At 67.5% G+C, this 15,907-nt stretch carries 12 protein-coding genes; 8 read left to right on the forward strand and 4 right to left on the reverse strand.

The genetic code is table 11. The annotated features are described in order from the left end of the window. Positions 1-29 precede the first annotated feature (29 nt). The 3 genes from MUH00_RS03840 (at position 30) to MUH00_RS03850 (ending at position 1,552) form a co-directional block, all read left to right on the forward strand. Complete coding sequence (locus MUH00_RS03840) at positions 30-311, forward strand: 4a-hydroxytetrahydrobiopterin dehydratase (protein WP_247002448.1); 282 nt, start codon at positions 30-32, stop codon at positions 309-311. A 132-nt stretch (positions 312-443) separates the two neighbouring features. Beyond that, positions 444-836, forward strand: a complete 393-nt coding sequence (gene lwrS / locus MUH00_RS03845) for an LWR-salt protein (protein ID WP_247002449.1) — start codon at positions 444-446, stop codon at positions 834-836. Between the two features lie 89 nt (positions 837-925). After that, on the forward strand, positions 926-1,552 hold the full coding sequence (locus MUH00_RS03850; protein ID WP_247002450.1) for an HAD family hydrolase: 627 nt from the start codon (positions 926-928) through the stop codon (positions 1,550-1,552). A gap of 82 nt (positions 1,553-1,634) precedes the next feature. On the opposite strand, the gene MUH00_RS03855 is transcribed toward MUH00_RS03850, so the two are convergent. Both MUH00_RS03855 and MUH00_RS03860 read right to left on the reverse strand, forming a co-directional pair. After that, a complete protein-coding gene (locus MUH00_RS03855; RefSeq protein ID WP_247002451.1) occupies positions 1,635-2,279 on the reverse strand; it encodes a helix-turn-helix domain-containing protein in 645 nt (214 codons plus the stop codon). 75 nt (positions 2,280-2,354) lie between these two features. After that, on the reverse strand, positions 2,355-4,280 hold the full coding sequence (locus tag MUH00_RS03860) for a molybdopterin biosynthesis protein (protein WP_247002452.1): 1,926 nt from the start codon (positions 4,278-4,280) through the stop codon (positions 2,355-2,357). 221 nt (positions 4,281-4,501) lie between these two features. Between MUH00_RS03860 and MUH00_RS03865 the strand changes: the two genes are divergently transcribed. Beyond that, positions 4,502-5,632 carry a serine hydrolase domain-containing protein gene (locus MUH00_RS03865; protein WP_247002453.1) on the forward strand — a complete coding sequence of 377 codons (1,131 nt, stop codon included), beginning with the start codon at positions 4,502-4,504 and terminating at the stop codon, positions 5,630-5,632. A 325-nt stretch (positions 5,633-5,957) separates the two neighbouring features. Here the strand turns inward: MUH00_RS03865 and MUH00_RS03870 are convergent, their stop codons facing one another. Next, entirely contained in the window at positions 5,958-7,253 is a 1,296-nt protein-coding gene (locus tag MUH00_RS03870; protein ID WP_247002454.1) for a molybdopterin molybdotransferase MoeA, read from the reverse strand. Between the two features lie 168 nt (positions 7,254-7,421). Between MUH00_RS03870 and MUH00_RS22835 the strand changes: the two genes are divergently transcribed. The 3 genes from MUH00_RS22835 to MUH00_RS03880 all read left to right on the forward strand — a co-directional run bounded on the left by MUH00_RS22835 (position 7,422) and on the right by MUH00_RS03880 (position 9,808). Continuing rightward, on the forward strand, positions 7,422-7,553 hold the full coding sequence (locus tag MUH00_RS22835) for a hypothetical protein (RefSeq protein ID WP_256464806.1): 132 nt from the start codon (positions 7,422-7,424) through the stop codon (positions 7,551-7,553). Between the two features lie 154 nt (positions 7,554-7,707). Then, positions 7,708-8,067 carry an Hsp20/alpha crystallin family protein gene (locus MUH00_RS03875; RefSeq protein ID WP_247002455.1) on the forward strand — a complete coding sequence of 120 codons (360 nt, stop codon included), beginning with the start codon at positions 7,708-7,710 and terminating at the stop codon, positions 8,065-8,067. A 73-nt stretch (positions 8,068-8,140) separates the two neighbouring features. Next, a complete protein-coding gene (locus MUH00_RS03880) occupies positions 8,141-9,808 on the forward strand; it encodes an ABC1 kinase family protein (RefSeq protein WP_247004071.1) in 1,668 nt (555 codons plus the stop codon). Between the two features lie 95 nt (positions 9,809-9,903). Here MUH00_RS03880 and MUH00_RS03885 read toward each other — a convergent pair whose 3' ends face one another. Then, entirely contained in the window at positions 9,904-10,320 is a 417-nt protein-coding gene (locus tag MUH00_RS03885; protein ID WP_247002456.1) for an ester cyclase, read from the reverse strand. A gap of 250 nt (positions 10,321-10,570) precedes the next feature. Here MUH00_RS03885 and MUH00_RS03890 point away from each other — a divergent pair, with 250 nt between their 5' ends. Beyond that, positions 10,571-15,850 (forward strand): PAS domain-containing protein, encoded by a 5,280-nt coding sequence (locus tag MUH00_RS03890; protein WP_247002457.1) that lies wholly within the window; start codon positions 10,571-10,573, stop codon positions 15,848-15,850. The last annotated feature ends 57 nt before the right edge of the window (positions 15,851-15,907 follow it).

Genomic DNA, 15,907 nt, shown 5'->3' on the forward strand with positions numbered 1-15,907 from the left:
TTATTTGCATGGATTGCGTTCGGCCGAACATGGCCGACCTGCTTTCCGACGAAGAGATCGACGACCGACTCCCCGAGGCGTGGAGTCGCGACGGCGACGAGATCGTTCGCACGTACGAGTTCGACGACTACCTTCGAGGCGTCAACTTCGCCCAGATGGTCGGCGAAATCGCCGAAGCGCAGTTCCACCACCCCGAAATCGTCATCCGGTACGAGGAGGTCGAGATTCGCCTGACCAGCCACGAAGCGGGCGGGATTACCGACGACGACATCGAGATGGCGGAGCTGATCGAATCCGAGCGGTCCGCCTGAACGCGGTTCCGGCGCCGTCGATCCGAACGACGCCTCGCTTTTCGATCGACGCGGCGATCGTCGTCGGTCGCCGCCGTTCGCCGTCGCGATTCGCCGCCGGTCGTCCGACCGAAACCGACAGATCCAGCCACGATGGAGGCACAGTACGTCTTTCGCGCCACGCTCCGACTCGCATCGCCGCGGGACGCGGTCACCGTCGATTCCGCGACCGCCGAGACGACCGTCACGCTCTCGCGGGCGGCGCCGCCGCCGGGCACCGACGGGTGGCTGTTCTTCCGCAACGCGCTCTGGCGCGGCGAGGTCGGCGATCAGGAGTACGGCCGCCGACTCGCCGCGGAGTGGCTCGACGTTCCGCGCGAGTCGATCGAGTCGGTCTCGTTTCGCGAACTGCAGGTCGACGAGGCGTACTTCGATGCGCTGAAAGCCGAGATCGGCGCCGATCTGGAGCCGTTTAACGCCGAGACCGTCTCGGAAGTGCTCTCGAAGTATCTCGGCTCGAGCATTCGGGTCGTCGACGGCGAGTGACCGGGCGATCGTCGCCCGCAGCCGACTTCCACTCGGCGTCCGTACGGGCGACAAACATTTACTGCGATCGATCGTATATCAGTGTCCCAATGGTCTCCGAATACGACTTTTGGCTGCTCGATCTCGACGGGACCCTGGTCGACGTCGAGTGGTCGTACACCCGCGAGGTGTTCGATCGCGTCGGCGATCGGCTCGGTCGCCGGTTCTCCGATCGGGAGGCCGAGATCCTCTGGCACGGTCTGACGGGTTCTCGCGATCGCCAGCTCGAGTTGTGGGGAATCGATCCCCGCGAGTTCTGGACGGCGTTTCACGAGGAGGAAGATCCGCACGTCCGGGCCGAGCAGACGTTCCTCCACGACGACGCCGCGTTCGTCGCCGATCTCGACGTTCCCGTCGGCCTGGTGACCCACTGCCAGAAGTTCCTCGCCGAACCGGTCCTCGAGCACGTCGGCATCCGGGACTGGTTCGACGCGCGACTCTGCTGTACCGAGGAGACGGGCTGGAAGCCGGATCCCGAGCCGGTCCAGTCGGTAATGTGCGACCTCGGCGTCGGTCACAACGGCCACCGCGGCGTGCTGGCGGGCGACGGCGCCTGCGACGTCGGCGCGGCGTGGAACGCCGGCCTCGACGCGATCCACGTCGAGCGCCTCGGTCACGATCGGCGCGGCCGCTGCGTGCTCGGGGATTATCGCGTCCAGTCGTTCGACGAACTCTAGTGACCGTCCAGGGCGGTCGGCCCGATCGTCCGTCGGTTGCGCTGCGGTTTCAAACGGCTCGCTACTCGACCCGCCGATCGAACTACGATTGTCTGCCCGCCGGTTGTAGTTCCTCGTCGACCAGGGTTTCGTACGCTCGTCGCAACCGTTCCGAGAGGGCCTGGTGTGAGATCCCGAGCTCCGCCGCGAGCTCCTCCATCGAGATATCTCGCGGAATCTCGAAGTAGCCGTTCTCGAGCGCCGCCTCGAGCGCTTCCTGTTGTTCGGGAGTGAGACGACTCTCCGTTCCCGCTCGCTTCGAGACGTCGGAGACGCGCCGGAGGTCGACGGTGACGCCGCGATCGACGAGCCCATCGTGGACCGTACAGAGCGTGTCCCGGTCGGGATATCTGACCTCGACCTGCCACCAGCCGTCGGCGGCCCACGCTTCGAGGAGCGAGCCGCCGTCGACGAGGAGCTGATCGCACAGCGTCACCGTCCCGTCGGCGAACGTCACGTCGTAGAGGAACCGATCGTCCCGTTCGACGAGGAGGTCGTGCGCTTCGATGGACGGATCCGCTTCGAACGCTGCCGCGGTCGCAGTCCGGTTGACTCCCGAGATCCAGAGGCAGGGTCGCGTGCGCGAGACCGCCGATTCGAGTTCGACCGTCGCCTCGGGTGCCCTGGCGAACAGCTCCGAGAGGGTCGTGTCGGCGGCCGGGAGCCGAAACTCGGCCAGTGTCGACATCACTGCACGTACACCCCCCCAGTGTAAAAATCGCAGTTCAGTTGAAGATGACTGTCCCGATCACCGACACGAGGGCTACGCGGATTCGACGCCGGACCGACCGTCGGTCTGGACCGACTCGAGTGTGCGCTCGAGTTCGGCGACCCCCCGCTTCTCGACCCGATCGGGGTTCGCCAGGACGCGGACGGACTGCACGCCGATCGGGACGAACCCGAGGTCGAGCCGATCGGCGGTGGCGCGGAGGCCGAGTCCGGCGTCGGCGTCGCCGTCGATGACCGTCCGGGCGGGACTCTCGTGGGCCCGCAAGCCGAGTTCGAAGCCGTCGATCGCATCGACGAGGTCGCGGCGGTCCGTCCCGCGCTCGTCGGCGAAGTCGGCGACCGCCCGCCCCAGACTCGTCCGCAGGCCCGAGTCGGTCGTCCGGTTGACGAACCGCAGTTCTCGGTCCGCGAGGTCGGCGAGGCCCTCTATCTCCGCGGGATTGCCCGCGGGAACGACGAGCCCCCACTCGCGCTCCCAGCGCCCGAGTTCGGTCGCCCCCGGATCTCGATCGATCGGCCCGGCGACGACGGCGACGTCGGGGACGCCCTCGCGGAGCCGTCGCAGGCCGGGTCGCGAGCCGATCGAGAGGTACCGCGGATTCTCGAGGCGATCGAGAAGCCGGTTGAGCGTCGGGTCGTCCTCGCCGACGCCGAGCAGCGTCGGCGGGCGGACGTCCGAAGAGAACAGCCGGGCGGTAACCGGTTCCCCCTCGTCGAGGTAGTCGGTTCCGGGGTCGACCGCGACGACGCCGTCTGCCTCGGCGAGAGTGGTCGTCGCGCCGCTGCCCTTGTCGACGGGGTAGACGAGCGTCTCCCCGTCGGCGTCTTCCATCAGCCCGACCGGCATCAGCCGAAGCCGTCCCTCGCCGTAGCGTTCCTGTCTGGCCATCCGCCCCTCGACGGTCGCCGCCTTCGGTTCGGGGAGCCCGGCGGCCTCGCGGATCGCGGGCGCGACGAACGTCCGGAAGACCATCATCGCGGAGACGGGATACCCCGGCAGGCCGACGTACGCGGAATTCTGCAATCGGCCGACCAGCATCGGCTTCCCCGGTTTGACCGCCACGCCGTGGAGCAGCAACTCGCCTTGCTCCTCGATCACGCGGTAGATGACGTCGACCGCGCTCGCGCTCGTCGATCCCGAGGAGAGGACGAGGTCGCACTCGTCGGCGGCCACCCGGAGCACGCGCTCCATCTCGTCCTGGTCGTCTCCGGCGTGGGGGTAGAGCACCGCCTCGCCGCCGGCGTCTTCGACGCCCGCCGCGATCGTGTAGCTGTTGACGTCGTAGATCTCGCCGCGATCGCTATCGACGTCGTCGCCGGGGCGGACGAGTTCGTCGCCGGTCGAGACGATGCCGACCGTCGGCGGCGCGCGGACGGGCACCTCGTCGATCCCCAGCGCCGAGAGGAGGCCGATATCACGCGGCGTGATCCGCGTGCCGGGCCCGAGCGCCCGTTCGCCCGCGGCGACGTCCGCGCCGGCGAACATGACGTTGTCTCCCGGCGCAACCGAGGTGCGGATCAAGACGTCGTCGCCCTCGGTACCCGCGGCGTCGCCGTTCGTCTCGTCCGTCGAGCCGCGCTCGACGCGATCGGTTCGCTCGACCGGCACCATCGCGTCCGCGCCCTGGGGCATCACCGCGCCGGTCGAAATCTCGACGGCTTCGCCCTCGACGACCTCGACGTCGGGTGTCTCGCCGGCGTGTACCTCCCCGACGATCGTCAGCCGCGCCGGCTCCGCTTCGTCGGCCCCGAACGTGTCCCTCGCCCGGAGGGCGTACCCGTCCAGGCTCGCCCGATCGAACCCGGGCACGTCCAGTTCGGCGTCGAGCCGGGCGACGAGCACCCGCCCGCGGGCGTCCGCGAGCGAGACGCGTTCGACGCCGCCTTCGAGCGAGAGCGAGTCGATCGCCTCGCGTGCCTCCTCGGGGGTCGCGAGATCGCGAAACTCCTTGCGTTCCATATCTGGATCCTTTGTGCGCCCGGAGTAAAAACGATAGTCGGCTGGCGATCCTCGAACCGGGTGCGATCAGCGTCTCGCCGTTCGACGGGACCGTGTTCTGCTGGCAGGCGCCCGATCGGGAACCCGTTCAGTACAGCTGTCATTTCTGGTCTGGTTGGGGCTGCAACTCCAGGTCTAATCGCGGAGTAACGACTAAGCGTCCACCTGAAGCATACCGTGCTATGCCGCGACTCGCCGACGCCGATCGCGAGCGGATCACTGACCTGTTCGATCGCCACCTCGACGTCGGGCTCCACCATGGGGCACAACTGGCCGTCTACGTCGACGGCGAGTGCGTCCTGGATCTGGCGGGCGGCGAGACGGGGCCCGACGGCGATCGGACGACGCCGGAGACGCGCTACGTCCTCTTCTCGTGTACCAAGCCGTACGCCGCGGTCGCGTTGCACTCGCTGGTCGACGAGGGGGACCTCGAGTACGACGATCGGGTGGTCGACTACTGGCCGAAATTCGCCGATTCGGGGACGGAAAAATCGGAAATTACGATCCGACAGGTGCTCAGTCACACGGCGGGTCTCCAGTACGGCGAGATCAACGACCGCCCCGATCGCTGGACCGACTGGGAGGCGTCCGTCGAGACGGTCGAGGGGATGGACCTCGTCACGTCGCCCGGCGAGGAACCGGCCTACCACGCGCTCACGTTCGGCTGGCTGGTCGGCGAACTCGTCCGCCGCGTCGCGGGGACGCCGATCGAGGTGGCGGCCCGCGAGCGCGTCTTCGATCCGCTGGGGATGGACGATACCGGGATCGGCCTCCGCGAGGACGAACCCGACGACGTGGCGACGCTCGTCGGCTTCGAGGCGTTCGATCGGTGTCGCGACCCGGGCGAGGGGCTCAACGCCGACTACACCGACCTCGCGGCGCTGTTCAACGAGGAGCACATCCACCGGGCCGTTATCCCCGCCGCGAACGGCCTCGGCACCGCTCGCGATATGGCCCGGTTCTACGCTTGCCTCGCCAACGGGGGCGAACTCGACGGGACGCGCGTCCTCTCGGAAGGGGCGGTCGACGAGATGACCGCCCTCCAGGCGGAGACGGACGCCGACGGCACCCTCTCCCGACCGGCGCGGTTCGCACTCGGCTTCTGGAAGGGGGGCACGGGAGCGGACCCGTACGGTTCGCTGACCCCGGAGCGCGTCTTCGGGCACGCCGGCCTCGGCAGCAGCGTCGGGTGGGCCGATCCCGAGGAGAACGTCGGGTTCGCGTACGTCACTAACGGCGTTCGCGACGGCACCTACGAGCACGTGGCTCGATCGCGGTCGATCGCGGACGCGGTTCGACTGGCTCTTCGGTGACCGCCGAGCCGGTCCGATCGCCCCGACGGATTACCGATCGGCAGATACAGTTAACCCGGATCGACGCGCACTGTGGATAGAACTCGAATGGGTGATGATAACAAATCACGCCGGGCGGCCGCGATCTGCGAAAACTGCGGGACGGCCCATTCCGTTCGAATAGGGCCGGAGGGAGACGTCCGACCGATCGGCACCGGCCAAGGGCCGCAGTGCTCCTGTGACGATGGCGATCTCCACGTCCTCAGCGACGACGCGGATATTCTGGCCGACGTGGACTCGGAGGACCAACGACGGACCGAGTGAGCGGCTTCGGTATCTGGAGCCGCTACGGGTTGACTTCCCAGTTCTCGACGGTGACCGTCTCGCCCGACGGGATGCCCTCCCGATCGTCGTCGACGACCACCCAGCCGTCGGCCAGGGCGACGCTCGAGAGGACGCCGGAACCACTGGCCCGCGTGGGGATCGCGTCGAATCTCGGACCGTCCTCGCCGGGGTCGCGTTCCTCGAGTTGCACCCGCGCGAACGTCCTGGTGCCGGGTTCGCTGGGGATCTTGCGATCGAGTTCGGCCCTGACGCCCGGGTGCGGATCGGGTTCGGTCCCCTCGAGCCAGCGCAGCGTCGGGCGGAGGAACTGGACGGCGTTGACGATGCAGGCGACGGGGTAGCCGGGCAGCGCGAGGACGGGGGTCTCTTCGACGACGCCGAGGCAGACGGGGTGGCCGGGTTTGAGGCCGACGCCGTGGACGAGCACCTCCCCGAGGTCGTCGATCACCTCCGGGAGGAGATCGCGTTCGCCGACCGAGGAGCCGCCGGTGGTGACGACGACGTCCTTGGTCAGATCGCGCTGGATCGCGACCCGCAGCGACTCGGGATCGTCCGTGACGACGTCACGGTAGGTGGCGCGGCCGCCCCAGCGCTCGACCAGCCGGGAGACGGTGAGGCCGTTCGTCTCGATCACCTCGCCCGGGCCGGGATCGGCGTCGACGAGCTCCTCGCCCGTCGGGATCACGCCGACGGTCGGCTGTTGGGTCACCTCGACCCGGGCGTAGCCCGCCGATCGGAGCAAGCCGAGATCCGAGGGCCGCAGTCGGTGGCCCGCCTCGTAGAGTTCCTGGCCCTCCTCAACGTCCTCCCCGATCGCGGCGACGTTCTCGCCCTCGGCGACGGCGTCTTCGACCTCGACCTCGCCGAACTCGTCGAGCTCCTCGACGCGTTCGATCATGACGACGGCGTCCGCGCCCTCGGGAAGCGCGCTCCCGGTGTGGACCCGGGCGGCGGTGTCGGGGTCGACCCGATCGGCGGTGGCGTGGCCGTCGTCGGTCCCGCCGACCGGCTCCGCGATCCGTAATACCTCGGGCGATCGCTCGTTCGCCCCGAACGTGTCGCTCGCGCGGACGGCGTAGCCGTCCATCGCCGCTCGCCGGTAGTGGGGAACGTTCCGCGCCGCGGTCACCGATCGGGCGAGCGTTCGCCCGTCGGCGCGCTCGACCTCGACCCGCTCCGTCCCCGTCGCACACTCCCCGTCGGGGGCAGCGGCCTCCCTGAGGATTCGCCGCGCCTCGTCGACGGGGGTCCGGACCTTGAACCCGGCGTCCGTTCGTTCGCGGTCGGCACCTTCCATACCTTGAATCGGGTCGCCGGGCGTCAAAAGCGTAGGGGACCGCGGCGGACGGCCCGCTTCGGAGCGCGACACCAATGCTGAAACGCCGCTCGGGGCCGAGCGCGTTCGGTCCAGAGCGCGTCCCGAACGTATCACTGTCATCACAGCACTATCCGACCGAGGATCAGTATGATCATCCCGCCGATCGGGCCGTTCCGGCTCGCCGTGCTCGCACTCCTCGTGGCGGCCGTCGCCCTCCTTCTGTACAGGTCCGGCGTACTACGTGCTGCGATCGCGGTCGGCGTGACGTGGCTGGTCTGACGCACCGTCGATCGCCTGACGAGTCGGGTCCGACAGGCCGTCGATCGCTGCCGTTCGAGACGAGTGTGGTCGCCCGAATGTAGACGGGGTGACGCGATCGTCCGAAACGACCGCGACCGCGGCCTTTTTCGTATCCGCGTTCGAACCTGCTGTTATGTCAGCGCTCCGTGACGCGTTGCGGGAGCTCTCCGAGGACGTCTTCTTCGATCTGCTGGAGAGCGACGACGCGTACCTGCTCGTTATCGACGTGCCAGGCGTTTCGGCCGACTCGCTCGACCTCTCGATCGAGGACGGGCGCATCGCGATCGACGCCCGTCGGGCGAAAGACCGCGTCGACGACTACGACTACGTAGAGGAGAACCGTCCGCTCTTTTTCGAGGTCGACCTTCCGCTGCCCGGCGATGCGACCGAGTCGGACGCCGAGGCGACGGTCGAACGCGGCGTCCTCGAGTTGCGGTTGCCGAAGCAGGGAACCAGCGAGACCTCCATCGACGTCGTCGACGGCGAGCCCTAACCCGAGGTGACCGAGACTGGCATCATTCCGCGCGTACAGACGGTTCGTCGTCGTCGCGTGGCAGTTCCTCCCGCTGTTCGTCGCCTACGCGCGCGATCGACGGCGGTTCCTCCTGTTCGGCTCGCCGCGGCGGGTCGACTCGGCGACCCACCGCCGCCGTGCGGAGGTGCTGCTCGAGTCGCTGCTGACGCTGGGACCGACGTTCATCAAACTCGGCCAGTTGCTCTCGACGCGGCCCGACGTGCTCCCGCCGGAGTACATCGACGTGCTCTCCGCGCTGCAGGACGAGGTCCCGCCGGCCGACTGGGACGACGCGAGACGGGTGCTCGAGGACGAACTCGGCCCCGTCGAGGAGCGGTTCACGGAGTTCGAGACGGACGCGATCAGCGGCGCGAGTCTCGGACAGGTGTACCGCGCGCGGATCGACGGCCGCCCGGAGCACGACGAGAGTCCGCAACCGACTGACGAGGGTTCGCGCGGGGAGGTCGTCCGGGACGTCGCGGTAAAGGTCCGGCGCCCGAACATCGAGGACCTGGTCGAGTCCGACCTGCGGGTCATCCGGTGGTCCCTGCCGATCCTGATGTACTTCGTCGACGACTCGCGAGCGTTCTCGCTCGAGAACCTGGCCGACGAGTTCGCGAAGACCATCCGGGAGGAGATGGACTACGAACGCGAGGCGACGATGCTCTCGGAGATCCGGACGAACTTCGCCGACGACGATCGGTTCGTCATCCCGCGCGTGATCGAGAGCCACTCGGGGCCGCGCGTGCTCACGATGGAGTACGTCGAGGGGACGAAGATCACCAGGGTCGAGGAACTCGATCGCAAGGGGATCGACCGCACCGCCGTCGCGGAGAACCTCCAGCGGTCGTACCTCCAGATGATCATCGACGACGGGGTCTTCCACGCCGATCCGCACCCCGGAAACCTCGCGGTGGCCGACGACGGCCGGATCGTCTTCTACGACTTCGGGATGTCCGGCCGGGTCGACGAGTTCGTCCAGGACAAGATCGTCGACTTCTACGTCTCCGTCGCCAACCAGGACATCGACGGGATCCTCGACGCGCTGATCGAGATCGGCACCCTGAGCCCCGATGCCGACCGGGGCGTGATGGCGGAGGTGATGGAGCTGGCGATCGAAGACGCCCGCGGCCGGGACATCGAGCAGTACCGCGTCCAGCAGATCGTCGGCCAGATCGAGGACTCGATCTACGAGTTTCCGTTCCGGCTGCCGAAGAACCTCGCGCTCGTCCTCCGGGTCGCGACCGTCGTCGAGGGCGTCTGCGTGACCCTCGACCCGAACTTCGACTTCATCGCGACCGCGACCGACTACCTGACCGAACGGGGCTACCGCGAGGAATCCGTCCGACAGTACCTGGAAGCGTCGGGCGAGCAACTCCGCCGATCGGCCGAGTCGTTGTCCCGGCTCGCTCCCAAGGCCGAGCGCACGCTCGATCGGCTCGATCGGGACGACCTCTACGTCCGCATCGGCGTCGAGGACTCGAAAGGGGTCTTCGACACGCTCGCAAAGCGGCTGATTTACGGCATGCTGCTGACGATGTCGCTGTTCTCGATGGGCGTCCTCTACGCCCTGGAGGCGCCGCAGGCGTCGATCGTCGCCGCCGTCTTCTCGGTCGCCGTGCTGATTCTACTGTACCGATCGTTCCGCGAACGAACGTCGATCCGCGCGAAACCGCAGTTTACGCGTCAGAATCTCCGGCAGCGGCGTCGCCGGGAGTAGCCGTCCGCCCGTCGCTCCGTCACGATCGACGCCCGTTTCCCCGCCACGACCGACGCCCGTCGTCGACCGGACCCCGGCGTCTCGCGCCGATCGAGCTACGGAAGGTCGAGCAGTCCGAGCTGCCGGAACAGGTCGGGGGAGGGGTGAACCCACCGTTCGACGATTTCGTCGGCTTCGATCCGGGTGAAAACCGCGGTTTCCGATTCGAACTCGCGTCCCGTCGGGTCGATCCCCAGAAACTCGCCCTCGTGGGTCCCGCGCCACGTGATGGCCATCGCGACGACGTCCTCCTCCGCGAGGATCCGATCGACGGTGGCCTCGAAGTCCGGAAACGCGTCGAGAAACGACTGGATTTGATCTCTCGCTTCGTCGCGGCCGCGGATCTCCTGGCCGAACGGACCGTGTTCGACGAAATCGGGTGCCAGCACCTCGTCGATGCGGTCGAGGTTCCCCTCGGTTGCGATCTCCTCCGGAACGCGACGGGCGAGCCGTTTGTTCGCCTCGCTACTCATAGTTCTACGACGACGACGACCGTTTCCATAAGCGCGCCCCCGGAAGCGGCAACCGCGATCGAACCGATGTCGGCCCCGCGTGCCGCCGAGTCGTCGGCAGGGATCGACCCGGCTTCTGGATCGGATCGGAATCGTCCGTTCGGCGACCGACGATCGAGAAAATCGATCGGTTGTAACTACGTTTCTTATTTTCTCCCGGAATTATACGAGCAGAAGGCTTTACATCTGCAGATCTTTTATGGACTTCAGAATGGATTCTGCTACCGCGGGGGAAGCCGAACGTCGCGAACGGATACGCCAGCAGGAGGTGATCGTCGATCTCGGTCAGCGGGCGCTCGAAATCGACGATCTCGATCAGTTCCTGCGCGAGGCCTCGGCCGCCGTCGCGGAGACGCTCGATGCCGAGTACGCGTCGGTGCTCGAGCTGCGTCCGGACGGCGAGGAGATCACCCTTCGTCAGGGAGTCGGCTGGCCCGCCGGTCTCGTCGGCGAGGCGACAGTGCCGGCCGATACCGACACCCAGGCGGGACACGCGCTCTGCAGGGACGACCCTGTAACCGTCGACGACTTCGAGAGCGAGGACCGATTCTCGGGTCCGGCGCTGCTCGCCGGTCGCGACGTCGAAAGCGGCATCTGCACGACCATTGGCTCGATCGAGGATCCGTGGGGCGTGCTGGGGGTACACGCGACCGATCGCCGCGAGTTCGGCGACCACGACGCGGTGTTCGTGCGGAGCGTCGCGAACGTCCTCGCGTCGGCGATCGACAACGAGGAGACGCGGAACGAAATCGAGGAGATCTACGGCCGCATCTCGGACGCCGTCTACGCGCTCGACGAGGAGTGGCGGTTCACCCACGTCAACGAGCGGGCGGAGGCGCTGATCGACTTCAGCGGCGAGGGGCTCGAAGGGAAGAACATCTGGGACACCTTCGAGCGGGCGGCGGACTCGAAACTGCGCCGGGAGTACGAGCGGGCGATGGAGACGCAGGAAGCCGCCTCATTCGAATTCTACTATCCCGATCCGCTCGACGCCTGGTACGTGGTCAACGTCTACCCCTCCGAAACGGGCCTGTCGGTCTACTTCCGGGACGTCACCGATCGCAAGGACCGGGAGCGGAAACTCCGCGAGCGCGAGCGGCAGTTCCGGACGCTCGCCGAGAACCTGAACGAGGTGATCTGGATGACGTCGGCCGATCCCGCGGAGTTTCTCTACCTCAACCCCGTCTACGAAGACGTCTGGGGGCAGGATCGGGAGACGGTGTACGACGACGGGATGGCGTTCGTCGAGGCCATTCATCCCGAGGATCGCGACCGCGTTCGCGAGGCGTATCGCGCCCTTCCGGAAACGGAGTACGACGAGGAATACCGCCTCGTCCAGCCCGACGACGACGTCCGCTGGATCCACGCTACGGCGGTTCCGGTCCGCGACGGGAGCGGCGCAGTCGAGCGCATCGTTGGGATCGCCGAGGACGTCACCGAGCACAAGGAACGCGAGCGGGAACTCCGCGAGACGAAACGCAGACTCAAACTCGCGATCGAGGGGACGAACACGGGGCTCTGGGAGTGGGCGCTGGCGACGGACGAGGTGACCTGGAACGAGACGCTGGAGCGAGCGATCGGGCTCGAACCCGGGTCGTTCGACGGGACGTTCGAGGCGTTCACGCGGCGCGTTCACCCGGACGACATGCCGCACATCGAATCGGCGCTCGACCAGGCGATCGAAACCGGGGAATTGTACCAGCGGGAACTCAGGATGCGCCACGATGACGGCGGCTGGCGCTGGGCCGAGGTCCGCGGCCGGGTCGTGGGCGATCCGGGGAGCGAGCACATGATCGGGATCTACCACGACGTCACCCGGCGCAAGGCGCGCGAGCAGCAACTGCGCGACCGGCGACAGGAACTGAAACGGTACCAGGAGTACACGGACGACGTCCTCGATGCCATCGACGACGTGTTCTACGTCCTCGACGAGGACGGGGGACTGCGGCGCTGGAACGCGAGCCTCACCGGGGCGACCGGATACGCCGAAGCGGAGGTCGCGGAGATGCACGTCTTAGACTTCTTCGACGAGGACGAGCGCACTCGCATCGTCGAGGCCGTCGCGGAGGTGTTCGAGTCGGGGGACGCGCGCGTGGAATCCGCGTTCCTGACGAAAAACGGGAACCGCGTCCCGTACGAGTTCGTCGCGACCGCGCTCGAGGACCTCGACGGAAATCCGGTGTTAGCCGGCATCGGTCGGGACATCGGCGATCGCGTCGAGAAAGAGCGCCAGCTCTCGCGACTTATCGATAACATTCCCGGACTCGTCTACCGCGTCGAGAACGCCCCCGGATGGCCGACCGAGTTCGTCAGCGACGGCGTTCGCGACATCACTGGGCACAGTCCCGATGCGTTCGAGCGCGGCGACGTCACCTGGGACGAGATCACCGTTGGCCGGCACGAGCAGATCTGGGACGACGTACAAACGGCCCTGGACGAAAGGGAGCCGTACCACTTCGTCTTCCCTATCGAAACCGCCGACGGTGAGCGGCGCTGGGTCAAAGAGCAGGGCCGGGGCGTCTACGCCGACGACGGGTCGGTCGAAGCCCTCGAGGGCGTCCTCATCGACATCACGGAGCGCGTGCAGTACGAGCGGGAGTTAGAGCGGACCCGGCACCTCCTCGAGCAGTCCCAGCGCATGGCGGCGATCGGAGCCTGGGAGATCGACGTTCGCGGAACCGGGACGACGCGGATGACCGTGACCGACGAGGTGTACCGGATCCACGGCCTCCCGCCAGAGGCCGATTTCGACCTCGAGGACGGCAGCAAATTCTACCGACCCGAGGACTGGCAGCGGCTCCGAACCGCGATCGACGGCGCGATCGAACGCGGCGACGCCTACGACATCGAGGTTCGGTTGACGACGGCCGAAGGGGAGCAGCGGTGGGTCCGGACCATTGGAAAACCCGTCTTCGAGAACGGCGAGCGCCGGCCGATCGAGGGCGATCGGACCGCCACCGGCGACGGGAACGTCGTCGCGGTTCGCGGGACGTTCCAGGATGTCACGGAGCGGAAGCGCCGCGAGGAAGAACTCGAACGGACGAAGAACCTGCTCGATCACACCGAGAACCTCGCGAACGTCGGCGGCTGGGAAATCGACGTCAGGGACGGCGTGCCGTACGACAGCATCCAGACCGAGGGGATCTATCGGCTGCACGGCCTTCCGCTGGACGAGGAGTTTCCGGTCGAACGAGGGATCGAATTCGTCCACCCCGAGGACCGCGGAACCGTCGAACGAGCCATCGCGAGCCTGCTGGTCGACGACGAACCGTTCGATATCGAGCGACGGGTTCTCACGGCGGACGGCGACGTCCGGTGGGTTCGCGCGATCGGCGTTCCCGTCACGGCGGCCGGCGAGGTCGTCACGTACCGCGGCGCGATGGTGGACGTCACCGACCGAAAGCGCCGCGAGGAGGAGCTCGAACGGACGAAGAACATGCTCCAGCAGGCCCAGCGCATGACCGGAGTCGCCGGTTGGGAGGCGGACGTTTCGGACGGACCGCCGTACGCGCCCCGGTGGAGCGGGGCGATCTACGAGCTGTTCGAGGTCCCCTCCGGGACGCCGCTCGACGTCGACGAGGTGAACGACTTCTTCCACCTCGAAGACCCGGAAGAAGGACGGACGGCGTTCGATCGGGCGCTCGACGGGGGCGGCGGCTGGGATCACGAGGCCCGTCTCACGACGGCGGCGGGCAACGAGCGGTGGGTCCGAAGTATCGGCGAACTCGTCGAGGAGGACGGCGAACTCGTCAAACTCCGGGGGTCGATTCAGGACATCACCGAACAGAAGGAACGAGAGTTCGCGCTCGAGTCGTTACACGAGACGACGCGTGGACTGCTCGGCGCGGAAACCGAAGACGAGATCGCCGAACTGGTCGTCGACGCAGCCGAAGACGCGCTCGGCGTTCCCAGCGTCGCCGTCTACCTCCTCGACGCCGATTCGAACCGGCTCGAACCGACCGCGTTCACCCCCGGATTCGTCGAACTCTGCGAGGGCGCGCCGGCGGCAGCCACCCGAGAGTCCGTGCTGTGGGACGCCTTCATCCGGGGAGCCGCGACGTCGTTCACCGACTCGAGGGTCTTCGGCGAGGCCAGCGAGGACGGACTCGCGATCCCGATCGGCAACCACGGGGTGTTCGTCGTCGCCGATCGCTCGTCGCCGATCGACGCCGAGGTCCGGCAGTTGGTCGAGACGCTCGTCGCGACGACGGTAGCCGCGTTCGACCGACTCGAGAGCGAGGTCGCCCTTCGGAAACGCGACGTCGAACTCAACGCGCAGAACCGGCGGCTCAGACAGCACCAGCAGATCACCGACATCATCCGACGGATCGACCAGTCACTCATCGGCGCGGACAGTCGCGAGGAGATCGAGGCGGCCGTCTGCGAACGGCTGGTCGAGGCCGAAAACGTCGCCTTCGCGTGGATCGGCGCCTACGACGCCAGCGGGACGGAACTGGCGGCTCGGACCTGGGCGGGCACCGGCGAGGGCTATCTCGACGCGGTCACGCTCGCCGACGCGACGACCGGGGCCGATCCGGCCGCGATCGCCGCCCGCGAGGAGCGACCGATCGTCGTTCCAAACGTCGTCGAGGGGTTGAAAACCGAGGAGTGGCGCAAACGCGCGCTCGCGGACGGCTTCCACGCTGTCGCGAGCGTTCCGCTCTCCTTCGACGAGTACTTCTACGGCGTGCTCGCCGTCTACGCGGGCGAGCCGAACATGTTCAACGACCTGGAACGGACCGTGTTCGCGGAACTCGGCGAGAACATCGCGAACTCCATCAACGCCGTGGAGGCCCGGCAGGCGCTGCACACCGACGTCGCCGTCGAGGTCACGCTTCGGTTCGACGAGTCGGACGCGTTCCTCGCGACCGTCGCCCGGGAGGCGGACACGACGATCGAGTACGAAGGTCTCGCGACCCACTCCGACGACGAGACGAGACTATTCTTCACGGCCGGCGGCGATCCGACCGCCGTCGCGACGGCGCTGGACGACATTCTGATCGTCACCGATCACTGGTTGGTGACCCGATCGCCCGATCGGGCTCTCTTCGGGGCGACGGTCGCCGGGGAGGTGGTCGCCTCGCGACTCGTCCGTCACGGCGGGAGTCCGCAGTCGATCCGGGCGACCCCGTCGGAGATGACGGTCGTGGTCGACGTCCCGACGACGGTCGACGTCCGCGAGTTCGTCGAGATGCTTCGCGAGCGGTACCCGTCCGTCGAACTGACCGGCCGCCACGACACTCGGCGAGACGAACGACTGCGACAACAGCGGGTGACGTCGCTGGTCGAGACGCTCACTGACCGCCAGCGGGAGATCCTCCAGACGGCCTACCTGGCGGGGTTCTTCGAGTGGCCTCGCGAGAGCACCGGCGAGGACGTCGCCGAGATGCTCGACGTCAGCCAGCCGACGGTCAACCGGCACCTCAGACTCGGCCAGCGGCGTCTCTTCGAACAGTTGTTCGGGAGCGTGGGGACCGCCGCCGGGAACTGACGCCGGCGAACGGACGGAACTGCCTCGACTCGAACGTTCTTCCCGCTGGCGACCGAT

The organism is Halosolutus gelatinilyticus, from assembly GCF_023028105.1.
Classification (GTDB): Archaea; Halobacteriota; Halobacteria; order Halobacteriales; family Natrialbaceae; genus Halosolutus; species Halosolutus gelatinilyticus.